Source organism: Clostridium sp. CM038, from assembly GCF_055081105.1.
In genome coordinates, this window is sequence record NZ_CM143651.1 from 583,010 (window position 1) to 608,177 (window position 25,168).

General features: G+C 31.4%; 26 protein-coding genes and 2 riboswitches. Of the genes, 18 read left to right on the forward strand and 8 right to left on the reverse strand.

Annotation, left to right across the window (positions count from 1 at the left end):
• Window positions 1–6 precede the first annotated feature (6 nt).
• The 11 genes from ACWJKS_RS02690 to ACWJKS_RS02740 all read left to right on the forward strand — a co-directional run bounded on the left by ACWJKS_RS02690 (window position 7) and on the right by ACWJKS_RS02740 (window position 10,629).
• Window positions 7–141, forward strand: a complete 135-nt coding sequence (locus ACWJKS_RS02690; protein ID WP_462960365.1) for a hypothetical protein — start codon at window positions 7–9, stop codon at window positions 139–141.
• Between the two features lie 301 nt (window positions 142–442).
• A complete protein-coding gene (locus ACWJKS_RS02695; protein WP_462960366.1) occupies window positions 443–727 on the forward strand; it encodes a hypothetical protein in 285 nt (94 codons plus the stop codon).
• Between the two features lie 323 nt (window positions 728–1,050).
• Window positions 1,051–1,599 (forward strand): hypothetical protein, encoded by a 549-nt coding sequence (locus ACWJKS_RS02700; RefSeq protein ID WP_462960367.1) that lies wholly within the window; start codon window positions 1,051–1,053, stop codon window positions 1,597–1,599.
• Between the two features lie 1,068 nt (window positions 1,600–2,667).
• Complete coding sequence (locus tag ACWJKS_RS02705; protein ID WP_462960368.1) at window positions 2,668–2,832, forward strand: hypothetical protein; 165 nt, start codon at window positions 2,668–2,670, stop codon at window positions 2,830–2,832.
• A 186-nt stretch (window positions 2,833–3,018) separates the two neighbouring features.
• A complete protein-coding gene (locus ACWJKS_RS02710; protein WP_462960369.1) occupies window positions 3,019–3,816 on the forward strand; it encodes an alpha/beta hydrolase in 798 nt (265 codons plus the stop codon).
• Window positions 3,817–4,052: 236 nt separating this feature from the next.
• Window positions 4,053–4,316 carry a TM1266 family iron-only hydrogenase system putative regulator gene (locus ACWJKS_RS02715; protein WP_216303192.1) on the forward strand — a complete coding sequence of 88 codons (264 nt, stop codon included), beginning with the start codon at window positions 4,053–4,055 and terminating at the stop codon, window positions 4,314–4,316.
• Between the two features lie 73 nt (window positions 4,317–4,389).
• Window positions 4,390–5,808 carry a [FeFe] hydrogenase H-cluster radical SAM maturase HydG gene (hydG, locus tag ACWJKS_RS02720; protein ID WP_220286755.1) on the forward strand — a complete coding sequence of 473 codons (1,419 nt, stop codon included), beginning with the start codon at window positions 4,390–4,392 and terminating at the stop codon, window positions 5,806–5,808.
• 319 nt (window positions 5,809–6,127) lie between these two features.
• Entirely contained in the window at window positions 6,128–7,573 is a 1,446-nt protein-coding gene (locus ACWJKS_RS02725; RefSeq protein ID WP_462960370.1) for an FAD-dependent oxidoreductase, read from the forward strand.
• A gap of 141 nt (window positions 7,574–7,714) precedes the next feature.
• A complete protein-coding gene (locus ACWJKS_RS02730) occupies window positions 7,715–8,776 on the forward strand; it encodes an IS30 family transposase (protein WP_462959495.1) in 1,062 nt (353 codons plus the stop codon).
• 157 nt (window positions 8,777–8,933) lie between these two features.
• Window positions 8,934–9,296 carry a Na-translocating system protein MpsC family protein gene (locus tag ACWJKS_RS02735; RefSeq protein WP_220286753.1) on the forward strand — a complete coding sequence of 121 codons (363 nt, stop codon included), beginning with the start codon at window positions 8,934–8,936 and terminating at the stop codon, window positions 9,294–9,296.
• 142 nt (window positions 9,297–9,438) lie between these two features.
• Window positions 9,439–10,629, forward strand: coding sequence for an L-lactate MFS transporter (locus ACWJKS_RS02740; RefSeq protein WP_220286752.1), 1,191 nt, complete (start codon window positions 9,439–9,441; stop codon window positions 10,627–10,629).
• Window positions 10,630–10,831: 202 nt separating this feature from the next.
• Here ACWJKS_RS02740 and thiT read toward each other — a convergent pair whose 3' ends face one another.
• Window positions 10,832–11,473, reverse strand: a complete 642-nt coding sequence (gene thiT / locus ACWJKS_RS02745; protein ID WP_216303187.1) for an energy-coupled thiamine transporter ThiT — start codon at window positions 11,471–11,473, stop codon at window positions 10,832–10,834.
• Between the two features lie 87 nt (window positions 11,474–11,560).
• A riboswitch (TPP riboswitch) is annotated at window positions 11,561–11,665 on the reverse strand.
• 272 nt (window positions 11,666–11,937) lie between these two features.
• Here thiT and ACWJKS_RS02750 point away from each other — a divergent pair.
• Window positions 11,938–12,801 (forward strand): polysaccharide deacetylase family protein, encoded by an 864-nt coding sequence (locus ACWJKS_RS02750; protein WP_462960371.1) that lies wholly within the window; start codon window positions 11,938–11,940, stop codon window positions 12,799–12,801.
• A gap of 66 nt (window positions 12,802–12,867) precedes the next feature.
• Here the strand turns inward: ACWJKS_RS02750 and metA are convergent, their stop codons facing one another.
• Window positions 12,868–13,785, reverse strand: a complete 918-nt coding sequence (metA, locus tag ACWJKS_RS02755; RefSeq protein WP_220286750.1) for a homoserine O-acetyltransferase MetA — start codon at window positions 13,783–13,785, stop codon at window positions 12,868–12,870.
• Between the two features lie 112 nt (window positions 13,786–13,897).
• Window positions 13,898–14,009, reverse strand: a riboswitch (SAM riboswitch).
• Window positions 14,010–14,219: 210 nt separating this feature from the next.
• Between metA and ACWJKS_RS02760 the strand changes: the two genes are divergently transcribed.
• Window positions 14,220–15,602 carry an MATE family efflux transporter gene (locus tag ACWJKS_RS02760; RefSeq protein WP_462960372.1) on the forward strand — a complete coding sequence of 461 codons (1,383 nt, stop codon included), beginning with the start codon at window positions 14,220–14,222 and terminating at the stop codon, window positions 15,600–15,602.
• 72 nt (window positions 15,603–15,674) lie between these two features.
• Here the strand turns inward: ACWJKS_RS02760 and yjeM are convergent, their stop codons facing one another.
• Entirely contained in the window at window positions 15,675–17,207 is a 1,533-nt protein-coding gene (gene yjeM / locus ACWJKS_RS02765; protein ID WP_462960373.1) for a glutamate/gamma-aminobutyrate family transporter YjeM, read from the reverse strand.
• Window positions 17,208–17,445: 238 nt separating this feature from the next.
• Here yjeM and ybaK point away from each other — a divergent pair, with 238 nt between their 5' ends.
• Window positions 17,446–17,916, forward strand: coding sequence for a Cys-tRNA(Pro) deacylase (ybaK, locus tag ACWJKS_RS02770; RefSeq protein WP_220320269.1), 471 nt, complete (start codon window positions 17,446–17,448; stop codon window positions 17,914–17,916).
• A gap of 438 nt (window positions 17,917–18,354) precedes the next feature.
• On the opposite strand, the gene ACWJKS_RS02775 is transcribed toward ybaK, so the two are convergent.
• From ACWJKS_RS02775 to ACWJKS_RS02785, 3 genes are all read right to left on the reverse strand, one after another.
• Window positions 18,355–18,909 carry a sugar O-acetyltransferase gene (locus tag ACWJKS_RS02775; protein ID WP_220286748.1) on the reverse strand — a complete coding sequence of 185 codons (555 nt, stop codon included), beginning with the start codon at window positions 18,907–18,909 and terminating at the stop codon, window positions 18,355–18,357.
• Window positions 18,910–19,198: 289 nt separating this feature from the next.
• Window positions 19,199–19,495 (reverse strand): hypothetical protein, encoded by a 297-nt coding sequence (locus tag ACWJKS_RS02780; protein WP_462960374.1) that lies wholly within the window; start codon window positions 19,493–19,495, stop codon window positions 19,199–19,201.
• Window positions 19,496–19,718: 223 nt separating this feature from the next.
• Window positions 19,719–20,273, reverse strand: coding sequence for a hypothetical protein (locus tag ACWJKS_RS02785; RefSeq protein ID WP_165412631.1), 555 nt, complete (start codon window positions 20,271–20,273; stop codon window positions 19,719–19,721).
• Window positions 20,274–20,686: 413 nt separating this feature from the next.
• Here ACWJKS_RS02785 and ACWJKS_RS02790 point away from each other — a divergent pair, with 413 nt between their 5' ends.
• Together ACWJKS_RS02790 and ACWJKS_RS02795 are read left to right on the forward strand one after the other, a co-directional pair.
• Window positions 20,687–21,916 carry an aminopeptidase gene (locus tag ACWJKS_RS02790; protein WP_187351415.1) on the forward strand — a complete coding sequence of 410 codons (1,230 nt, stop codon included), beginning with the start codon at window positions 20,687–20,689 and terminating at the stop codon, window positions 21,914–21,916.
• A gap of 376 nt (window positions 21,917–22,292) precedes the next feature.
• Window positions 22,293–22,460 carry a zinc-ribbon domain-containing protein gene (locus tag ACWJKS_RS02795; protein ID WP_165412632.1) on the forward strand — a complete coding sequence of 56 codons (168 nt, stop codon included), beginning with the start codon at window positions 22,293–22,295 and terminating at the stop codon, window positions 22,458–22,460.
• Window positions 22,461–22,745: 285 nt separating this feature from the next.
• Here the strand turns inward: ACWJKS_RS02795 and ACWJKS_RS02800 are convergent, their stop codons facing one another.
• Complete coding sequence (locus ACWJKS_RS02800) at window positions 22,746–22,910, reverse strand: hypothetical protein (RefSeq protein ID WP_165412633.1); 165 nt, start codon at window positions 22,908–22,910, stop codon at window positions 22,746–22,748.
• Window positions 22,911–23,141: 231 nt separating this feature from the next.
• Here ACWJKS_RS02800 and ACWJKS_RS02805 point away from each other — a divergent pair, with 231 nt between their 5' ends.
• Both ACWJKS_RS02805 and ACWJKS_RS02810 read left to right on the forward strand, forming a co-directional pair.
• Complete coding sequence (locus tag ACWJKS_RS02805; RefSeq protein WP_462960375.1) at window positions 23,142–23,867, forward strand: hypothetical protein; 726 nt, start codon at window positions 23,142–23,144, stop codon at window positions 23,865–23,867.
• A gap of 43 nt (window positions 23,868–23,910) precedes the next feature.
• Window positions 23,911–24,336 (forward strand): acyl-CoA thioesterase, encoded by a 426-nt coding sequence (locus ACWJKS_RS02810; protein ID WP_165412635.1) that lies wholly within the window; start codon window positions 23,911–23,913, stop codon window positions 24,334–24,336.
• A 30-nt stretch (window positions 24,337–24,366) separates the two neighbouring features.
• Here ACWJKS_RS02810 and ACWJKS_RS02815 read toward each other — a convergent pair whose 3' ends face one another.
• On the reverse strand, window positions 24,367–24,975 hold the full coding sequence (locus ACWJKS_RS02815; protein ID WP_462960376.1) for a 3'-5' exonuclease: 609 nt from the start codon (window positions 24,973–24,975) through the stop codon (window positions 24,367–24,369).
• Between the last annotated feature and the right edge of the window lie 193 nt (window positions 24,976–25,168).

Consider the following 25,168-nt stretch of genomic DNA (forward strand, 5'->3'; position numbering starts at 1 on the left):
TAATGGATGGTAGAAATTCAAGGAATAGTAATTATAGAAAATAAGTCGCAGATTATGGCTGCTGCATCTGGTTCAATAGTAGATGTAAGTGCATTAGAAGGTAAGGAAGTAAAAGCTGCGTATACTTCAAGGTCAAAGTAAAACTTGATAAAACATACCTTGCTGATAAAAAAGGAGAAAAGGTTAACATTACTTTAGGTATGATTACAGAGACAAGAGTTAAGTATGAAAAAATAACTTATATGAAATATTATATGGAACAGATTGGAATAAAACTTAATTAGCTATTTTAGGCTCTTGTTAGTTCTCAGATGGCAAGTTCTGGAGAGGTAGCTTTATGGAACATGGGTAGGAAAGGCAGATTTACAATAACAACTACTACTAATCCGTCGCTTTATTTAGCGTAAACTAAAGGAAAAAATATTTTTGAGGAGTTTTTGTTATGGGCATTTTAATTTATTCAGTTATACCATATATGATTTGGTTGGGAATAGACGTTTTTAGGTATAATAAAAACCTTAAAAAAGGGAAAGATACATTTCAAATAAATCAATTAGTAAACGTAATGGTTTCTAGTGGACGTTTGGGTTTTTATTCAACAAATGTTGATTTTAGTAAAGACATGATTGCTACTCTGATTGGGTTATATGCAGTAATTTATACTGTTTATTGGGTTATATGTCTTTTTGTAAGAAGTAAATATGATAGATCACTTATGTCAAAATAAAGGATGCATTTATACAAATAATGGCGATTGTAGCAGGATTGCTCCTATATATCATAAAAAAATGAATAAAAGAGTATAAACAAGATAATTCTATTATCACACATTTAATAAAGAGTTGGGAACATCCATAGATGGTGCAATAGCCGCTGCATCAATAGCTATTGCAACTATATATTTTACAAATAGTTCTTTAACACTTAGTTTTTAAATGTGGTATAAATAAGTTAATTGATTGATTTGATATAATCTATGTTTAAATTACTAAACTTTAACAATGTTATATAATTTGTTAAAATTCAGTAATTAGCGAGAGGAGGCCATCTATGAATATAATTACTTATTTTATAATTGCTGGTATAGCAATATTATTGTATTACATTTTGAAAATTTACTATAATTATAGAATGAAATTGACTTTAATTATTGCAAATTGTGTATTAATATTAAGTATAATAATTGATTATACAATTATAGGAAATGAACAATTATTTTACACTATGTTTGGAATAGAATGTTTAAATATAGTTATATGGTTTTATTACTTATTTGATAAATATAATTTTGAACTCTATAATATATTGGCAGAAACAAAAGCTATACCTTTTATGATTGGAAGTAGTTGGTTTTTGAAAGGAAAGATAGATATTAATAGTATTATAGAGTTTTTAAATTGTAATGAAATATTAATGAATAAAAGCAAAGATATAAATATTATATTTCTTAAAAGGGATCAAAAAAATACTGATATGTTTTTTATATTTAGTAAAAGAGCTGATGTTGATTTTTATAAAGATAATATAGTCAATAATATGTCATACAAAACAATTTGGAAAGATAGATTATTAATGGTTAGTTTTAAATGGAATAATTGATTATACTTAAAAATATGTTTGTGGGATATGGAATCCGCAGTAGGCAATTCAAATGTTTATTTGTTAGTAATTTTGTAGTTATAATAACTACAGCTGACGTGATAAGGGGTCTTGAATGACTGGGTTGGACGTCAAAGCATATATTCGTAGGGATGGAATTATTTTAAAATTTTATTATATTTGTAAGTCTTAGCGACCATTAAACAGATTCGATCTTCATACATTTAATGGAATGGGGTTGCGTCAGACACCTAGTATATGGGAATGGACGATTAGCAAGGCGAAAAGAGTACATTTGATGCCGATTTATTAGATGTAAAATTAGGTATAAAATTAAATATAAAAAAAGAAACAAAAAATAGCAGTAGCCAGTGGAAAAATGGAAAAACACGGAAGTGAGCAAATATACTTCAGTGTTTTTTTTGTCGTACCGGGCACGCGGAAGCTAATCAAAAATGGGAGATTTAATGTGAATTAGGTAGAAGTAAACTTAAGCAGGAAACTCGTGCAACTTTAAAAAGAATAGGAACAAAAAAACTTGGACGATTCCAAACATTGTCACTAATTATGGATATTGCCTTAGCATTATTTTCAGCAGTAATATTATACATAATGAATACGTTGTTTATAGTAGTGTTGATTCTTACAATTATTAGTGCAGCGCTTATATATATATTCAAAAAACCATATAAAGTAATTTAAAAGGAGACAGCTACACGGTTCTCGTAGGTAAAAATGAAGAAGGAATTGTGGCAGATGTATTTATGGAGCTAAAACAAGGAGTAGATGACCTTGAAGGTATATAATCTAAACGAATTAACTGACAGTAGGGTTCTTTATGATAAAAATCCTCCCAAATTCATGATATACATAATTGCGCTAGTTACAGTACTTTTAGTAATGTTTTTGGTATGGGCAAATAAATCAGCCAAAACTTATATGGTAAAAGGCCAAGGTATTCTATCCACTTAAAATAAGCACTTACAGAGTCTAATTTAAATATTAATTCACAATGTCAAATGATTAGTTAGTTGCTCTTGCACTAAATTAAGTTTTTAAGGAGGATTTATGACTAAGAAAATGAAACTTGTAAGCTACATCGTAATGCAGTCTTTCATATTATTAGCTGCATTGATAAATAATACTTTTATAATTAAAGTATTATTTATCAATGATGATACCATTGATAATGATTATAATTGCACAAATACCAGTTTTTATATTTTTATTTAGTAAAAATACTAAATAAAAATAGAGGGACTGTCATACTGAATTAGTGGTAGACTTTCATTATTACGCTTAAGATAAAAAAGTAGAGGAAAACGTCATTACATTCATTCCTCTATTTTAAACTATTCGAAATATAGTGTATATAGTATTATACTAATACTAAAAATACTTTAGAGGAGGGGATAAAAAATGGCATTTTTACAAGTGAACTTTGCTTCAAAAGCCTTAAAAAGAGATGTTACTTTCAATGCTCTTATACCAATTGATACAATAGAAATACAGGAGGAAGAAATAATTAAGAAAAAACCAATGAAAGCGCTGTATCTCTTGCATGGGTTAACTGGAAATTACACTGATTGGGTTTGTAGTAGTAAAATTGAGGAACTATCTTTAAGACACAATATCGCAGTGTTTATGCCCTCTGGAGAAAATAATTTTTATTTAGACGATGTTGATAAAGGCGAATTGTTTGGTGAGCTCGTTGGAAATGATTTAGTGGAATTTACACGCAGGATATTTCCGTTATCAAGGAAAAGGGAAGATACATTTATAGGTGGGTTGTCTATGGGTGGATATGGAGCAATTCGAAATGGATTAAAATATTCTGACAATTTTAGCCGTATCATTGCATTATCTTCTGCTATAGTTACATACAATATTGCTGGAGCTTCTAGTGATTTTAAGGACGAAGTTCGTGACTATAAATTTTATACTAGAGTATTTGGTGATCTGAATCAACTTTTGGATAGTGATAAAGACCCAGAGGCACTTATTATTAAGTTGAAGAAGAAAAATGCTCTAATTCCTAAAATATATATGGCGTGCGGTACAAACGATTTTTTGTTAGATGTAAATCATAAATACCGTGATTTTTTAATTTCAGAAAATATAGATGTAACATATGTAGAAAGTCCTGGCAGCCATACGTGGGATTTTTGGAATGAATATATTGAAAAAGGAATCAGATGGGCAGTTAAAAATAAGTAAATAAATTGTTGTATTGCTTTTTACTATCAGGAGTGGTACGGTTAGATTGATTTTAAATTAACAAAGTTATCGTTCTGAATGCACGAGGGTTCGTCCCGAATGAGAAGGCGAGAGAATAGTTGGAATGCTCCAAAGAACATATCTTTATTGGTTGTACCTTTGGTTTCGACGTACTATCCTTGTGCCTTTTCGGGTGCAGGGGTTTTTTTTATTGTTTAAAAGAAAGGAGGTTGCCAATGGAAACAAGAATTGCTCTAATTGGAATTATCGTTGAAAACACAGATGCTGCTCCAAAGCTTAACTCTATTCTCCACGAATATAGAGAATACATAGTAGGAAGAATGGGAGTACCCTATCTGAAACGCCATATTTCGGTAATAAGTATCGTTGTGGATGCGCCGAATGATGTTATCAGTGCCCTGTCAGGTAAGCTTGGAATGCTACCAAATGTAAACACCAAAACGATTTATTCCAAGGCGCCACCTATAGCAAAGCAGTAAACGAATGATTAAATCAAGGTCTATAAGAGTTTGACCATTTATAAATAATAAATATTAAAAAGGGGTTTATGCTATGTATGATAATAAGTCTAAAAATGCAACTGAGTTTATTGATGACGGTGAAATTCTATCTACCATTTCTTATGCTCGAGAAAATAAAAGGAATCGTGAGCTAATTGATAGCCTGATAGAACGTGCAAAAGACTGTAAGGGTCTAACACATAGGGAGGCTGCAGTACTTCTCGAATGTGATTTGGAAGATGAAAAAGAAAAAATGTTCAAACTGGCAAAAGAGATTAAGCAGAAGTTTTATGGCAATCGTATTGTTATTTTTGCTCCACTATATCTTTCGAACTATTGCGTAAATGGTTGTGTGTATTGTCCATATCACGCTAAAAATAAAACAATATCCCGTAAAAAACTTACGCAAGAAGAAATAGCACAAGAGGTCAAAGCACTTCAGGATATGGGACACAAGCGATTGGCTTTAGAATCAGGAGAAGACCCTGTGAACAATCCAATTGAATATATCCTTGAAAGTATAAAGACCATTTATAGTATTAAGCATAAAAATGGAGATATCCGCCGTGTCAATGTCAATATTGCTGCAACTACAGTGGAAGAATATAAGAAACTTAAGGATGCGGGTATCGGTACCTACATACTTTTCCAGGAAACGTATAACAAAAAAAATTATGAGGAGTTGCACCCAACAGGACCAAAGCACAACTATGAATATCATACGCAGGCTATGGATCGTGCCATGGAGGCTGGTATTGATGATGTGGGGATCGGAGTTTTATTCGGTTTAAATATGTACCGTTATGACTTTGTTGGACTACTCATGCATGCAGAGCATTTAGAGGCAGCCATGGGTGTGGGTCCACATACAATTAGTGTTCCTCGAATATGCCCTGCTGATGATATTGACCCAAATACGTTCTCAAATTCAATCTCGGATGAGATGTTCGAAAAAATTGTGGCTATTATTCGTATCGCTGTTCCATACACTGGCATGATTGTATCAACCCGTGAATCGAAAATAACACGTGAGCGTGTGTTGGAACTGGGTATATCTCAGGTAAGCGGAGGCTCATGCACCAGCGTTGGCGGATATGCGCAGACAGAAACTGAAGAAGATAACTCGAAGCAATTTGAAGTAACTGACACTCGTAAATTAGATGAAATTGTAAACTGGCTTTTGGAATTTGGGTATATTCCAAGCTTTTGCACCGCCTGTTATAGAGAAGGGCGTACAGGTGATCGTTTCATGAGCCTTGTAAAATCAGGTCAAATTGGAAACTGTTGTCAGCCGAACGCACTAATGACACTTAAAGAATATTTGGAGGATTATGCTTCACTTGATACCAAAAAAAAGGGCGAGATGGTAATTGAAAATGAGATTCCTAATATAAAAAATGAAAAGGTTCGTACAATTGCAATAGAGCATTTAAAAGAACTTAAGGAAGGGAAGCGAGATTTCCGTTTCTGATATTACAAATTAACAAATTAACAAATTAACATTTAAACATAACCATAATCATAAAATACAGTAAAGGTATGTGTCAAAGTAATTGACACATGCTTTTTGCGTTCTCGCATTAAGTAAAATTTATTTAATAGCTCAGCAACTATAAAATTACATCGCATTTATTTTTATAAACAACATACACGGCGAAAACTAATAAATAAGAAAACGATTTTATTGAAAATATCTATTATAATGTAAATAATTATATTATAATAGATATTAACAAAGATTAAATATTAAAAGGTTTTAAATATTAATAATATGTTGAGGGGTGATATTTATGTATGATGTAATTATTATAGGAGCAGGAGTAGTAGGTGCAGCGATAGCAAGGGAACTTTCAAGATATAATCTAAAAATAGGCGTTTTAGAAAAAGAAGATGACGTTGCAACGAAAGCATCAAAAGCAAATAGTGGAATAGTTCATGGTGGATATGCTGCAAAGTACGGTACATTAAAAGGGCGATTATGCGGAAAAGGAAACAAAATGTATAGAAGTCTTGAGGAAGAATTAAATTTTGGATACAGACAAACAGGAGCTTTAGTGATTGGATTTAATGAAGGTGACGAGAAAAAAATTACTGAGCTTTATGAAAATGGTCTAAAATTAGACTGTAATGATTTAGAGGTGATAAGAGGAGCGAGACTAAAAGGAATAGAGCCACACTTAAATAGTGAAGTAAAGGTAGCACTATATGCTAAAAGCGTAGGGGTAGCGTCTCCTTATGAATTTACAATTGCGTTAGTAGAAAATGCTATAACTAATGGCGTTGAACTTAAGCTTGAAAATGAAGTAATATCTATAGAAAAATTAGAAGATAAGTTTATTGTACATACTAACAAGGAGGATATTAAAGCAAGATATATTATAAATGCTGCGGGTTTGCATAGTGATAATATATCTAACATGGTAGGGATCGATGATTTTAAAATAACACCAAAGAGAGGCCAATATATTTTAATGGGAAAAGATCAAGGGCACCTTGTGAATACTGTTATTTTTCAAGTGCCTACAGATAAAGGGAAAGGGATATTAGTAACTACCACATATCATGGCAATTTTATGATAGGACCTAATGCAGAAGAAGTGAGTAATGGAGATGATGTGTCAACTACCGCTGAAACTTTAAAAGATGTCATTATGGCGGCTAGAAAGTCCATACCTGATTTTAATGTGAGAGGCGCATTAACTACTTTTTCAGGGATAAGAGCTAGTAGCAGTACGGGGGATTTTATCATTGAGGAAAGCAGAGTTAAAAGATTTATTAATGTGGCTGGGATAGATTCTCCGGGGCTTACATCATCGCCAGCAATTGCTGAGATGGTGGTAGAAATACTTAAGAATTCAGGAATGAATCTTGTGAAGAATAATACTTTTAATCCTTATAGAAAAGGAATAATAGTAAAAAAAGATAATAGTTTTGATGGAGAAGTTAATCATGAAGATAAATCAAAAAATATTATATGCAGATGTGAGCAGGTTACAGAGGCAGAGATTATAGATGCGCTTCATAGAAATATACCAATTAACTCTATAGATGCGATTAAAAGACGTACAAGAGCAGGAATGGGAACTTGCCAAGGGAATTTTTGTAAACCTAGAGTTAAGGCTATTATAGCAAGAGAACTGAATATTTGCGAAGATAAAGTGAACGTGCGAGGCAAAAGTGATTCTAAACCGCCTGTTAGAGCGGAAATAAATTTGATTAGGAAATTTGAATCTTAGCAAAGGATGATAAAGTAACAAACTACAACCTTGGTAAGTTGTATAATGAAATGACCGAAGAGTAACAAAAAATAAAGACTCAAGAGAAATACTCTTGTATAATGTTAAGTGACTAAACCAACATATACGGGAGGATTTCAAATGAGTCAATTAGATTTTATCACACAGAGCAGAAAAGGTAAACACATAACATACGAGGAACGCATAAAGTTAGAAGCTTTACACAAAATGGGACTTAATTCAACTCGTATTGCGGAGCAAATAGGTGGGCGTTCAGAACGTACAATAAGGCGTGAAATTGCTAAAGGAATTGTAGAACTATTGAATAGTGACTTAACCACTCGAATGGAATATAGCGCAGAAATTGGGCAGTCAGAGCATGACAAACAAGGTGCCGCTAAAGGTCCTGCATTAAAAATAGGAAAAGATCACAAATTGGTGAGGTACTTAGAAAAAGCTATTGGTATAGATGGCGAATCTCCGTATGCAGCTATTCAAAATATCACAAATAAAGATCTACAATTTGAAACAACTATTTGCTTCAAAACTGTGTATAACTATTTGGATAATAATTTGTTTTTAAATATAAGTAACAAAGATCTGCCTGTTAAAAAGAATGCTAAAAAGAGAAACTATAAAAAAATAAGATCAGCGTATAACAATACCAAAGGAACTAGCATATCGGAGAGACCTGCAGCGGTAGCTGCACGTGATGAGATAGGCCATTGGGAAATGGACACTGTAGTTGGCAAACAGGGTACAAAAACTGTCTTAATGGTGTTAAGTGAAAGAGTAACTCGTAAGGAGTTAGTCTTTAAAATACCATCTAAATCACAGGCGGCTGTCGTGAAAGAATTGGACAAATTGGAGCGTAAAATGGGAATGTTATTCTCAAAAACATTTAAAACAATCACCTGTGATAACGGCTGTGAGAACCTTGATTTCGAGGGTATTGAGAACTCAGTAAGAAATAAACGAAAGAGAACTAAAGTGTATTATGCTCACCCATATAGTTCATGGGAGCGAGGCACAAACGAAAATATCAATAAAATGATACGACGATTTATCCCAAAAGGTGTGGATATTTCAGCATTCTCTAAAAAACAAATTATGCAAATACAGCACTGGATCAACAATTATCCAAGAAGGATTTTCAACGGTTTATCTGCCAATATGATGGAACAGAAAACCATTACAACTTAACATTATATTTTTCTTCAAAATTTCGGACATTTTATATTGCAATCTACAACAAACTACAACCTTAAATATTATTATTTACAATTATCAATTGATATGCTAAAATTATTTATTATATCAAGACTCTGATTCTATTTATGATGATTTATGGAGGAGCTCAATGACAAAAGGACAAATTGAAGCGAAATTAAGCGAAGCAATTAGTAAATTTGAGATTGAACACATGGGTAGAGGCCCAGAAAAAATTCGGACAATCATATTTCAAGATTTAATAATAGTAAGACTTAAAGGATTTTTAAGTAAATCAGAAAAAAGCTTGGCTCAAAGCAAGGAAGGCGTCGATTTAATTAAAAGACTGAATATTGCTTTGTTTGAGAATGCAAGAGAAAATTTGGAAGAAACTATAAAATCTATAATTGATGTTAATATAGTAAGTACTTATTCTGATGTGAGTACCAAAACAGGTGAAAAAATTATAGCTATAATTGTAGACCAAGATATTGAAGAACGATTAATAAAATAATCATGGAAGACGCACTGAAGGGTCAATGACCAGTCAAGGGGTAAGCCAATAACAATAACTCTGAGTGAGGAGTTTTTGTTATTGGCTTTTTTATTGATTTTAATTTTAAAGGAGTATTATAAAAAACGAAGGGGATGATAATATGAAATTTAAGCAAAGGTGGATATATGTGATTTTGGGAATTATAATTATGATGTGCTTAGGCACTGTATACTCATGGAGTGTTTTTAGGATTCCAATTGAAAAGGCTTTTAATATAGGATCTACTCAAAGTGGCTTTCCTTACATGGTTTCTTTAGCAGCTTATTCATTTTTTATGTTTATAACTGGAAAATATTTAGAGAAATACAGTCCAAGAATGGTTATTTCTATGGGTGCACTTCTTGTAGCATTAGGATGGATATTATCTGCATATGCACCAAATATATACATTTTAACTATAACATATGGGGTAATAATTGGCGCTGGCGTAGGCATAGCATATGGAGCTCCGATGACAGTAGTAGCAAAATGGTTTCCAGAAAAAAAAGGCTTAGTAGTAGGCATTGTATTAATAGGATTTGGGTTGTCACCACTTATAACAGCTCCACTTGCAAGAAATTTAATAGAAAGTTATGGAATAACAAAAGCTTTCCTAATATTAGGTGTATCTTTTGGGGTAATAATACCTTTGCTTTCGTATCCATTTAGATATCCGTCTGATGTGGAAAGTAAAAGTCTTGAAACAACTGCAAGCACAAAAATTCATATGAATGGTACGAATACTGCTAAAATGATTAAATCAAAAAACTTTAAAGGGTTATATGTAAATTTTATGATTGGATCAATGATTGGACTAATGTTAATTGGAATGACAAGTAACGTTGGTGTAGAACTCATTAAGCTATCCCCAAAAACAGTAGCTTTATTAATGATCGTATTTGCAGTTTTTAATGGAATAGGTAGACCTATATTTGGCTTGATTACGGATAAGTACTCGTCTAAAACCGCCATGCTAATTTCTTACGCACTAATTATTATCGCAGCATTATTAATGCTAGTGGCAAATGAAGGCAGTTTAGTATTATTTAGTATAGCGTTTTCGATATTTTGGTTTAATCTTGGAGGATGGTTAGCTATAGCGCCTACTTCAACTCTTGATATGTATGGAACGAAACATTATAGTGAGAATTATGGTGTTGTGTTTACGGCATATGGTATAGGAGCCATTATCGGGGTGTTGGCTTCTGGACTTCTAATGGATATCCTTGCGAATTATAATTATATTTTTTATTTTATAATTGGTTTATGTATTATGGGTATTCTTTCATCTAAAAGAATGATTAAAACGTAATCTAACAGAATTGCCCATTTTAGTGGGCTAGAGTTAAGAGATGATTGATAGTAATTTCTAAGTTATTATATTTAATGCTACGTAATATTAATATTACGTAGCATTAAATATAATACAGTAAACTTCATGATGAACAGAATAATGTATTAGTATAACTTTTGGTTGAAGAAAAACGTGAAGTAGGTAGTAGATATATTTCGAGTTAATTTAGAGCTTTGGTTATAGCTAACTTTGATAATCGTTTTAAAGGTAGAAGCCCAATAATTACACAGGTAATAATGGTTTCCACACTTAGGTATGAACCGTTATATAAAAGGGAGTATAAATAAACAGAGGTTCCTTTTGGAGCATAGCTTCCGAAGAACACTACTCCAGAAATAAAATGGCATGTAAATCTAGCTAGCATTGCTACGACTACGCCAATAAGTATGACCTTAGTATTACGTGATCTAAAGTAACCAACTATTCCAATGGCCATAAAAGGAAGCGGATAATCAAATAGTACTTGCACTGGATGGAGTGCGAAGGGTGCTACTAAAAAATTAATAATTCCAAATAAAAAACCTGTTAAAAACCCAACTTCAGGACCATAAAATAAGGATATAAGTATGATTGGAACCATGCTCCCAGCAGTAATGCTACCACCTTGTGGTAATTTTATAATTGTAATAAACTGCAATACAGTAGATAATGCAAGAGATATACCAACTAAAGTTATCATCTGCGTAGTAAATTTAATTTTCCTAACTTTCAAAACTGCATAGATTAATAACAAAACTCCTAATAGTGCAAAAAGAGCAATGGGGGTTTTTGTAATTTCAGCGATTCTTTCGGTAAAAGTCATTTTTATAGCCTCCATGTATTGTGCTACAGAAGTATTATGGCAAAAACAAAAAAACTATATTCAAAAAAGGAATATAGTTAATGTACTTATACATCATAACCGCTTTCCTCCGCTGGTATTATCCAGATCAGGTATAAGGGTCAATGAATTAAATATTCATATCTCAGCCATTAGGCACCCCTAGCACATATTTTATTATTATAATTTAATTATATAGAAGTATATTATATTTTACAACCTGTTTTAGATATTTATGAATTAAAAGAAAATAATAAAACAAAGAAAATACCGGAAAAGATTGATTTTATAATCTGGATGGTATAAAGTTAATAAATGTAAGGTGATCAATTTAGCATTAGGGTTACAAAATACTCAGGGAATTTATTATTAAGGGGTTTTGTATTAGATGATGAAGATTAAAAAATAATATGTGTTTCCGAAAAAATACATACAAGGAGGTTATTATGAGAAAAAAAATAATTTTAATATTTACACTCGTTATTTTAATGTCTCTTTCGGGGTGTTCAAGATCGAAGATTGCTACAATAAAAAAAACTGCCCCAGTTAAACCAGCAACTGCAGTTGAACCCATTAAACCGGCTGAACCCGCTCAAACCTCTTCGATACCCGCTTTTGACAAGACTGCTGTTATGAAGGCTTCAGGAAAGAGTGTTCCAGTTTTAATGTACCATTCAATTGACTACGAAAAAGATAATCCTATTCGTCTTCCTGTTAAAAGATTTGAGGAGCAACTAAAATATTTAAAAGATAATGGTTATTATACTATTACACTTACAAATTTATATGAATATCTTATTAAGGATATACCAATACCTGAAAAATCCATAGTTCTTACTTTTGATGATGGTTATGAAGATAATTATACGGATATGTTCCCTGTTTTGAAAAAGTATAATTTTAAAGCAACAATTTTTGTTATTACTGGTAGTATTGATAAAAGTCCTAACTATATGACTTCGAAACAGCTTGTGGAAATGGAAAAATATGGAGTGGAAATAGGGAGTCATACCGTAAAGCATGAAAATTTAAAAGAGATGCCTAAGGATAAGCAACTAGAAACTTTAGTTAAATCTAAAAAAGATTTGGAAAAAATATTAAATAAACAAATAAAATTCTTTTCCTACCCTTATGGTGGATACAGCAAAACTTCAATTGAGGCTGTACGAGAAGCAGGGTATACAATGGCTTTTAGTACTGACGGCAGATGGTCTTCCAAAGAGGATGGTATACTTTCCTTACATAGGGTATATATAAGTTCATTCCATGACATGGAAGAATTTAAGAAACGTATTTCTAATACAGATTAAATTTTAATAAAGTTCAATATTTAGAGTTGGGTCCCTAAGTTACTAGGGGCCCAACTTTTATATGTATTATTCTAGGTACACCAAATTGTAAGGTGTCTCCTGATAAACATAATAATTTAACCAGTTTAAAAAAAGCAAACTTGAGTGACCTCTCCATTTTACGATAGGTATTTTTAATGGATCGTCTTTTGGATAATAATTTTTGGGGACATTTATATTTAAGCCGTTTGCTATATCCCTGTCATATTCATTTTTTAATGTTAATGGATCATACTCTGAATGCCCGGTTATAAAAATTTGTCTTCCCTTTTTTGCTGATACAATGTAAATGCCTGATTCCTCAGATTCTGATAAAATTTCAAGCTCATCTATTTTATCAATATCAACTTTTCTTATTTCAGTATGTCTTGAATGTGGAACATAAAATTCATCATCAAATCCACTCAAAAGTTTAACGTTTTGCTTTGTTATTTTATGTTTAAACACTCCAAATACTTTACTATCAAGTTTATGTTTTTGCACTCCGTAATGATAATGAAGCCCTGCTTGAGCACCCCAACAAATATGCAAGGTAGAGTATACATTGTGAACACTCCATTCCATAATTTTTTTAAGCTCCTCCCAGTAATCCACTTCTTCAAAGGGAATACTTTCAATTGGCGCTCCAGTTATTATCATTCCATCAAATCTAGAATTCTTTATTTCTTCAAAAGTGTTATAAAATTTAATTAAATGTTCCTGCGATATATTTTTACATGCATGGCTTGCAGGGTGAAGAAGAACTATATCAATCTGTAGTGGAGAGTTCCCAAGAAGTCTTAAAATTTGTGTTTCAGTATCGATTTTTGTTGGCATAAGGTTTAAAATCACAATTTTTAAAGGCCGAATATCTTGGTGAAATGCGCAGTCTTCTGTAATAGTAAAAATGTTCTCTTTATTTAAAGTTTTAAACGCTGGAAGATTGTCAGGTATTTTTATTGGCATTTGCATCCTCCTTGTAATTAGGCATCTTATAAAAAAAAGCTGCTTTCCTATAAGGAAAGCAGCATGATTAACTTTAATAAACAATAAAATTGTATTATAAAATTTGCTATCGTCCTTATCTTTCAGATTTTATAATCTGATGGAATTGACACCATTGCACTCCACTTAAGAATGCTGGTTGTCGGGCATCATCGGGCCAGTCCCTCTGCCGCTCTGGATAAGTTGTATTCAGTTGTTATTGCTTAGTATATTACTCGTAAAAGCAATTGTCAATAGGTAAAAATGTCTTTGTTTTATTTTTGACAATATTGAACATATGTGTTACGATTGCTACTGTTCATCGGAGGGTATATAGATAATTATATGCTGGATAAGATGGTTGGATAAAGCCAACTGCCTTATCCAGCATTTTTTTATTTTAGGAGGCACATATTATGACACAACAGAACATTTTAACAGAAGGAAAGGTTATTATGAAACAAGAGAATACTTTAACAGAGGGTAAGGTTATCCCAACGCTTTTAAAATTTGCATTTCCGTTTCTATTAGCAAGCTTGTTGCAAGCACTCTATGGTGCAGCTGATTTGTTGGTTGTTGGACAGTTTGATAATTCGGCGCAAGTTTCTGCTGTGGCAACAGGAAGCCAGATTATGCAGACAATCACAAGCGTTATCCTTGGATTAACAACTGGAGGTACTATTTTAATTGGCAACTATTTGGGTGCAAAAAAATATAAAGATATTGCAGAGTCAGTTGGAACTATCATTTGTACATTTGGTATAATAGCAGCTGTGTTGACTGTAATTATGGTGGTAATGACAGGTACTATTACAAATTTAATGAATACGCCAACAGAGGCATTTGAATACACAAAACAATATATTTTTATCTGTTCTTGTGGTATTCCATTTATTATAGGGTACAATGCGTTGAGTGGTATTCTGCGAGGGCTAGACAATTCAAAAGCACCATTATTCTTTATTGCGGTAGCTTGCGTAACTAATATTATGGTAGATTTAATATTAGTGGGTGGGTTCCATATGGGGGCTCCAGGAGCTGCAATTGCTACTATAGCTGCTCAAGCTATAAGCTTCATAATTGGGGTGCTGTATATAAAAAAGATAGGTTTTAACTTTGAGTTTCATCGTAGTCATATTAGGATTGAAGCAGGAAAAGCAAAGAAGGTATTTAAGCTAGGATTACCAATAGCATTACAGGATGGTTTAATTAATATTTCTTTTATAATAATTACAGCAGTTATTAATGTAATGGGACTTACTGCTTCTGCATCTGTAGGTGTTGTCGAAAAAATAATTGTATTTACAATGCTTCCAACGATTGCATTTGCTTCAGCAATTGCATCAATGACAGCTCAGAATATGGGGGCAGGAAAGAAGGAAAGAGCAAAACAATGTTTGTATATAGGCACGGGATGCTCATTAATATTAGGAATAATATGTTATGCATATGCACAATGGAATCCAACATCGCTTACAGCATTGTTTTCTAGGGATACAGCGGTCATAGAAACAGCTGCATTATATATTAAATCATACAGCATCGATTGCATTTTGGTATGCTTTGTATTTTGTATGAACTCGTTTTTTAGTGGTTGTGGTAATTCGTTATTTCCAATGATTCACAGTTTAATTGCTACATTTATCATTCGTATACCGTTATCTTTTGTTTTAAGTAAAATAGTAGGTATGACTCTATATGAAATTGGATTTGCTTCTCCTCTTGCAACATTCGCATCACTTGTAATGTGTATAATCTACATGAAATCAGGTAAATGGAATAATAATAAAATTATATAATATAATGTGAAAAGTAAAAAAAAATGATTTCTGTGCACAACACAGAAATCATCTTTTTGATTCAGCATAGACTTATTTAAAATTTTTATTTGTAAAGGGTATATTTTTATTTAAATATTTCTTTTCATAGTGGCTATACATAAACCAGGCAACAGCCCCAAAGAATACTGGGCCACCTATACTCTGAAGCGTTATGATCAATTTTCCTTCCAGTGCTGGTTGTATTATTGAGAAGAAGTTTGCAAATCCAACAGTGAACATAACAACTATTGTCCATATTAGTGCACTTCTTTCAGTTTTGAATATTTCAAAAGGCTTAATAATATCTTTGTTTTTCTTAAATGGTGTAAAAGCAAAAGCTATAAACATGTATGGAAGAGTCATAGCTACATTAGTCATAGCTACTAACACAACGAAAAAACCTGACATATTCTCTCCACCAAAGGATACAAGAGCAATAATAACACAAACTATTGTAGCTTGAATCCACATAGCCCTTTGAGGCATTCCATTTTTCATTTCTGCCATTTTCCCAGGCCATAATTTAGCTGGAGTACCTTCAATTAATTGCTTTAATGGAGAAAACATTAATGTAAAGAATGCACCGGCTAAAGCTAAGAACATTGAAAGCCCAACGAATCTAGCTACTCCATGCGCCAAAGCTAAACATGTTGCTTCGCTTGCACCGAATGCACTACCAAGAGAATACCCTAGGTTACTCATTACTACATAACCAACATTACCTAAGTGAACGCCATTTCCAGTCATAACAGTTGACCAGTTAGTAAATATACCAACAAGGAATAGTCCAAGTGCGTATCCAACTGAGATAATAATTGCTGAAATAACAACACCCTTAGGGAAGTTTTTTTCAGCATTTTCTGTTTCGTCAACTAGTCCTCCTACAACTTCAATACCACCATAAGCAAATATAGCAAATACTACGAAAGCAAATGATGAAATCATATTTCCAGAATAAGCAGGATCTGGTGAAGATATGAATGAACTAAGTCCAGTTATTGGCTGAGCTAACTGGCCATGATTTCCTATAAGGACTAGTAGAGATCCGACTAATAATACTACGTTTAACAATGCAACTGCAGTGCCACCTAGTGATGTTACCTTTTTAATTTTATCTAATCCCTTAGTTGATATAAATGTAACAAATATTATCCAAAGCATTCCAAGTATTCCTAAAGTTTTAGGCCCGGTTAATCCAAATAAGGCCCAAGTCTGTGTTGTGTCTTTTCCAAATATTGCATTCGATATTGGAACCCAAACTCCTGAGGCAACGTTAACCATCCAAATTACATAAGATGCATACCACATGAACGTTGCCATAAAAGCAAATTTAGCCCCCACTGATTTTTCCATCCATGAGTAGATTCCACCTTTTTCATCCTTGAAAGCTGCACCAAACTCAGATAGCATGAAAGCAAAAGGAATAAAAAATGTTATTCCAGACAGTATGTACCAAGGAATGGCAGCATAACCCATTTTATAGAATGATCTGGGAATGTTGTTAAATCCATAAACCGAAGTAAAAATCATTAAAACTAATGACACTAATGTTAAATGTTTAGTACTTTTTACTTTTTCCGACATGTTTTTTCCCCCTTTAATGTAGACGATCTAAGTTAATTTACTTTGTTAATATCATTATATAGCAACTGGTAAAAATTTCAATAGCAAAGGGGTTATTTATAGTTAATAATTGTAAAATAGACCGATAAATACTATAGTGATTAGGTAAATAGTGCATAAGGTAAGAAAAGAGGATATAATAAGGGAAGCTTTGAAACTAACTTTTTATTGTAAATCCATTTAAATAAAGGGGAAGATGATGATAAAAACAAATGCTATGCGAATTTTAGATAAAGGGAATGTAGAATACAATGTTATAACTTATGATATCAAAGATGATAAAATAGATGGAGTGTCTGTGGCAAATAAGATAGGTAGAGATGAAAAGTATGTCTATAAAACTTTAGTGACACATGGAATTTCTAAAAATATTTATATTATATTAATTCCAGTTAGAGAAGAAATGGACTTTAAGAAAGTAGCTAAAGTAACTAACGAGAAGAGAATAGAAATGTTAGATTTAAAGGATCTTCAAAAGGTTACAGGATATGTTAGAGGGGGGTGTTCCCCTATAGGTATGAAGAAACAGTATAAAACATTTATTGATAAAAGTGCTCTCGAAATAGATACCATAATTGTAAGTGCCGGAAAAATAGGAGTTCAAGTAGAAATCAACGCAAATTTATTAAAGGATAATGTGGAGGGTGAGTTTGCTTTTTTAGTAAAGTAATCTAACAATTATTCTGAGGGATTATCCAATCGGGATAATAAATTATCATAGGGTGGTGTATTAGCAATTTTAAAATAGGGGATGTTAATGATAAATTACGTTTCTAAAAACTTTTAACGACATTTCAGAAGGAAAGTCTCACACTTCTATAAGTGGGAGTAACTACTATAAGTGGAAGTATTTGCACAATTGGGTGTAAAATATTATAATATGCAATTACAGTTTAGATAAGAAGAAGTTGAACTTAGGTTACAAAAGAATGTGAATAAAAAAATTGGCAAAAGCCAGATAGTGAACTACTGAAATATATATTTCAGTAGTTTTTTGAATATCGAGCATTTTTAATATTACTTGTAATTTATTTCATTATCGGATTTCAATTTAAAGATGAAATGTTGATACAACAGTTGTTAGTACTATATTAGGTACTTTTATTAATTAATCAATATTTTTTATTATTCTACAAGGATTTCCAACAGCGATAACATTAGCTGGAATATTTTTTGTAACCACGCTACCAGAACCTATTACGCTATTATCTCCAATAGTTACGCCGGGATTTATTATAGAGCCACCACCAATCCATACATTATTACCTATAGTTACAGCTTTTGTATAATCAGCATTTTTGGGCCTTAATTTGGGATCAATTAAATGAGTTGCAGTAAATATGCTTACATTAGGAGCACACAATACATCATGTCCAATTTTTACAAGTCCATCATCTAAAACCAAAAAATTAAAATTCGCATAGAAATTTTCTCCAATTTCAATATTAGTGCCATAATCACAATGAAAGGGAGGTTCTATTTCAAAATTCCCGCCTATTTCTCCAAGTAGTTTTTTAATAATATTTATTCGCTCGATTGTTTCCTCGGGATCTGTATTATTATATAGTTTTGTAAGATGCCTAGCTTTATTTCTTAAGAGTACTAAATCTTTATCATAGGCATTATATATTTCACCATTTAGCATCTTTTGTTGTTCATTCATTTTATACACTCCTTATTATACTTAGTTAGTATGAGTATAGCATAGTAGAATAAACAGTAGAATTAAAGAGCCAATAAAGCTTAATATAGAAAGTAAAGTGATTAGAAATGGAACCATGTGATATGTCTTTAAAGTATATGATATACAGCGAGAATAAGGGGCGCGTTTCACAAGAATTTGGAAAGGAAATTATGGCAAAATAAGCATGGAAGAACAAAAAACTAAGTCACTTAGATTATTTATGTGACTTAGCCTAATCATATGATTTTGCTCGAATCTAAGTAGAAAATTATTTTTTTACATTGTCTTTGTCGGGCATAGGCATCATATGGTGCATATGCATCATACACATCATACACATCATATGCATCATATGCATCATACAGTTCTGCATCATAGGATCCATTGGTGTCTGAGTCATAGGCATCATTGACATCATAGGATTCATTTGATTCATAGGCATCGTAGGCATCATAGGATCCATTTGATTCATAGGCATCATATGCATCATGGGATCCATTTGATTCATAGGCATCGTAGGATTCATTTCTTTCATGTTTTTACAGTCCATTGAATAATTTTTCATAAAAATCTCCTTATAAAAGTTATACACAATATATTATTATGTAAAATAACATTTTATGTTACTACCTTTTCTAATTTAAAACATACTTCTAAAGAATCTTTATTGTTTTATATATAAGTAATTGTAAGTAGTTAAAGAGAACTACATGCCTGCAAAATTTCAAAATAAAATTAAACCATTAAAAAACGCGATTTTTTAATGGTTTAATATTTGTGATACTATACTATTTTTTTAATTCCGTTTTTCCTGTCAATTTACTTTTGGCATCCATTTTAAATGTAGATTTAGCTTCATCAGTAGTAAAATATATATTTCCGTCAACGGTAGCATCTTTTAACTGAAAGTTATTTGCAGAAACATAAAGATCACCTTTGAAAGTCCCATGTTCTATACTGCCGTTAACACTATTGATAGTTAATTTTGGAACAGTTAAAGTGAATCTAGCAGTTATGTTTTTATTCTCATCTTGGCTGTATAGAGCTATCTTACGTTGTATAATATCTTTGCCACTATCATCTTTTTTACCGTTTTTATACTCACCATCAACTACAAGATCTTTATCAATAGCTAAATCCTTTGTTATTGCAATAATCCATGTCCCCTTGCTACTTATAGCCTTTTCAAAAGTAGCTGTAGTATTTACTATTGAAGCTGTGGTTACTACATTTGGGGTTGTTTCTGGCGGTGTTGTTTGTTTTGGGGGTGCAGGTTGCTTAGCGCATCCTACAAACAATACAGTTAATAGAGCTGATGTTAATAGTACAATTTTTGATTTCATGAAAAATCCTCCTTATTAGTAAAATAATTATCGGTTTAAATGTAGTATAACCAAAATCATAAAAATTCATGTTTTTAAATAAATTATATTTAAGTAAAAGTCAGATATGATTATTTTGAGATAATTGTTTTAATTTAGTTCTCATAATTATCTTTATATAATAATAATATTACTAGTATAGCGGTTATAAAGATTATTATCATTGAAGTAAATAGAAAAGCAGATAGATGAAACTAAACATTAGATTTCATACGCTGTTTTTTATGGTATAATTTTCTTGGATGTACTAATAATAAATTATAAATAAAGTAAGCAAAATCAATCCGTGCAGAAGGCTACACGAGATATTGGAAGGAAGTGAGTATTTAGTGAATTTGAGTACTTGTTGTACACTTACTCGCTAAAAATAAATTATGAATAATGAATTATTAGAAAAATATGCTCTTTTATTGGTAAAAACAGGAATTAACATTCAAAAGAATCAAACACTTGTAATCAACTCGCCTATAGAGTGCGCGTCTTTTACTAGAATTGTTTCTCGAAGTGCTTATATAGAGGGTGCTAGGGAAGTAATTATAAATTGGAGGGATGAATTATCCTCAAAAATTAAATTCATGCATGCGCCAGAAGAGGTTTTTGAAGAATATCCGGAATGGCAGAGAGATTTTTACTTATCTAATGCACGAATGGGCGCAGCTTTCTTAAGTATTTCAGCCTCTGATCCTGAACTTATGAAGGATGTTAATCCGCAGAGATTGTCAAAAGCACATAAAGCAGCTAGTACTGCAATAAAAGAATACAGAGATAGGCTTATGAGTAATAAAAATGTATGGTGTGTTGCATCAATTCCAACTTTATCCTGGGCAAAAAAAGTTTTTCCAGAACTATCAGAGGATAAGGCAATGGAAAAACTTTGGAACTCTATATTTAAAACAGTAAGGGTTGATACAGAGGATCCTGTTGCTTCATGGGAAACTCACAAAAGCAATCTAAAAAAAAGTATGGACTTTTTAAATTTGAATAACTTTAAATATTTGCAATATAAAAATTCATTGGGTACTGATCTTAAAATTGAGCTTCCAGAAAATCATTTATGGCTTGGAGGATCAGATTATACCCCAGAGGGCATAGAGTTTATAGCTAATATGCCTACTGAAGAGGTATTTACACTTCCTAAAAAAACTGGAGTTAATGGAATAGTAGTAAGCTCAAAACCTTTAAACTATAATGGAAATCTAATTGAAGAATTTTCACTTACTTTTAAGCAGGGAAGAATTGTAGATTTTAAAGCAAAAAATGGTTATGATATTTTAAAGAGCATTATTGAAACCGATGAAGGATCTTATTATCTTGGTGAAGTGGCTTTAGTACCATATGATTCTCCAATATCAAATTCAAATATACTATTTTACAATACACTTTTTGACGAAAATGCATCTTGCCATTTGGCTATTGGGAAAGCATATCCAGTATGCATAAAAAATGGTGAAAATTTAAGTAGTGAGGAACTTGCAAAACTAGGGGTCAATGATTCCTTTGTGCATGAAGATTTTATGGTTGGCACAGGAGATTTGCAAATAATAGGTATTACAGCAGATGGAAAAGAAATACCTATATTTAAGAGTGGTAATTTTGCATTTTAACCACATTTCAGAAGGAAAGTCTACTACTTCTATAAGCGGGAGGTAACTACCCTAGCAAAAATAAAACTTCAGTGGGATTATAAATATCCTTCTGGAGTTCTTCAAAGCTGTGCAGCTACCCAGGAGATGATTTAAAGGATAGAGATAAATATTATTTCACTATGGTATGATTTTATAATGATATAAAAAAATGATTGTATAAAAAAGTAAAAAAATATTGTACATGCATTCATAATATGTTAATATAAGTATATAATAGTAATTAATAATTGCTATCTAGAGAATCTAATATGATAAACAGCATATCCTCTTTTAAGGAAATTATTGTTAATCAAATTTAGATTTTAATTTCCAAATAAAAGGAGGAATATTTAAAATGGAAGACAAAAACTTAATTTGTAAAGACTGTGGGAAAGAATTCGTATTCACTGAGGGCGAACAAGCTTTCTACAAAGAAAAAGGATTTGAAAATGAACCACAAAGATGTGTTGATTGCAGAAGAGCAAGAAAACAACAAAATGATAATTCATCTTTTAGAAGATAGTATAAATAAGTGCAAAGCCCTATAAAACTTTGGTTTTATAGGGCTTTGCACTTATTTTCTAGGGAATTGTAAAAGTGCATAAGGTAGTGAAATTAATAAGTAATATTATTTTTTCGTATAATCTAACATAATACTAAGATGCTTATCACAAAGTTATCTGTTATTGGAGCAGGTCACAGTTAAATTTACCTAGGAATAACCCTTATGTAGAAGGAACTAGTGAAGTGGAAACTACAAACTAAAAAACTCCAGAAACATTCTGGAGTTTTTCTAACGATAAAAATATTATTTATTATGAGATAATTTAGAGCGTTTAGTCAATTTGTCATTATTTGCATCAATTTTCACGCCATTTTCAATTCCTATATCACCACCGCTTTGGGGGAACATTTTTCTCAGTTCGGCGTTAGTTTTTTTATCAGTTTTCATGTGACTTTTATTATTGTCCATAAGTATTACCTCCTTTTATATTAGGGTTATATAATAATATAACCTAATAATCATAAAAATATTTGCATGAGGAAGTTACTATAAATAGTAGAGATATTTTTACCTTTTTAAGTAATTAAGTAAAATAATATTTTGTAAAATTTGTATTTAACAATTTTAAATAGAGGTGTAATATTAATATGGAATATTTTTTATATGATTTAAAAATAATTTAGGAGGAAGTGACGTAATATGCCTTTTAATGTATACGATAGAAATAGGAAATATTTAGGGTTTATTCAAGCTGCATATCCACAATATACAAGTGTATTTATGGTTGCTAACACAGATATTAAGTTGGAAGAGAAGAATTTTAATAAAAGCAAAATAAAATTGGAGTTAGCTAGCTTTTTGGGCTGTAAAAACATTTTAGGGAAAATTAATGAACCAAGATTAAGCAAAAGCATAGATAATGTAATGAGAAAAGAATTTGGAAAATTTAAAGATAATACCTATGAAGAATTGTTGAAATTGGTATATCTTAGAATATTACGTTGTGAAGAAAAATTTCATTATAAAAGCATCCCAAATGAAGAAATCAATGCATATTTCTTGGTGGACATTAATAATGTTATAATTGAAAATGATTCAATAATTATGAATGAGGATACAGTATATGTTAGTAATGAAAAAATAGGAAATGATATTCCTATGGTTGCAAAGATTATTGATTATCCAAGAATACAAATTGATAGCATGACCTCAGGACAGGGGTTGCTATTAGGGGCAGACATTGCAGATTTGGCGGGAAGAAACCATATTCACAGGACAAAACTAAAAATAAAATCAGGAAATTTTGTATGTGATCTTAATTTGCCTGTAGAGTTATACTTGAAAAAGGGTGATACAATTCAAATATATGTATATAATAAGGTTATTAAAAGGATATTTTGCGATGGTATAATATATGAATTCTAATAATGTTTAGAGTTTAATACAAATGAAGACTGGAGAAATGAAAATGTATATCAATGAAACGAAATTAAAAGTAAGGTATGTAGAGACGGATCAAATGGCGATTGTGCATCATTCAAATTATTACGCTTGGTTTGAAGTAGGTAGAACGGAGTATATAACAGAAATAGGCATGACCTATAAACAGGTGGAAGAAAATAATATTATGTTACCAGTGGTAGAGAGCTCTTGTAGGTACATAGAAGGTGCAAAATATGAAGATATAATTATAATTCAAACATTCATGAAAGAGCTAAATGGGGCTAAGGTAATATTCAATTATAATGTTATTAGAGAAAATGACGGGAAAATCTTAGCTAAAGGCAGTACAACTCATGCTTTTGTTAATGAAAAATTTAGAGTTGTAAATCTTAAAAAAGTTAATATGGAGATGTGGAGTGGATTTGAAAAACTCTTTGAAAAGATAGAATAATGTACGATTATTCTATCTTTTCATTATAAATTATTTAACAAGCTTTGAAAAATAATGTTTAGGGATAAAGCCTTTCTTAATACCTTCTGTAACTAGCAAATAGGTTGCAGTGGTATCAAATCTAGCATCGTGAAAATTTGAAGTATCTCCAAAATATTCATTGCTTTTTAAATTTATATGAGTCTCATTTAACTTAAGAAATTTAATAGTTTCTGATAATTTTGGGTTTTTATATCCACCTCTTGAAGTAAGAAGTTTGCATATATCTTTATAATATTTCATTGTACAAAAAGTATGGCTAAGATTTAGCTTATGCCCACAACTTTCAAGTTCATGAGTTAAAAATTTTATATCAAAATTAACATTGTGTCCTATAAGAATGTCTGCGGTTAAAAAGTCATCAATAAAATCTTCGTGAGAATCTTCAAAAGTTTTGCCATTGCTTAGTTTAAATAAAGCCTCTACACTGAAACCATGCACATCTTGCGCAGATGGCTCTATATAATCTACTGTAAAGAAGATATTTTTACCTATTGTTTTTGTTGGTTTATAATTAGTATCAACAAGGATATAACTTAGTTGACATATATTACCTGGCCTTATGCCAGTAGTTTCTGTATCAAAAAAAATCATTCGCATTAGAGACCCTCCTGTAGTTATCACCTAGGTGTATATTTACAATTAATAGAATAATGTATAAAGGCTATTTAAAGTATTCCAACATTTCGTATTAATTAAAAATAACCTTATAGTAATTATAGCATAGATAATATATCTTTATATATTATAGAATGTTGTATATACTATTTATAAAGCCTTCTTTAATCATGTG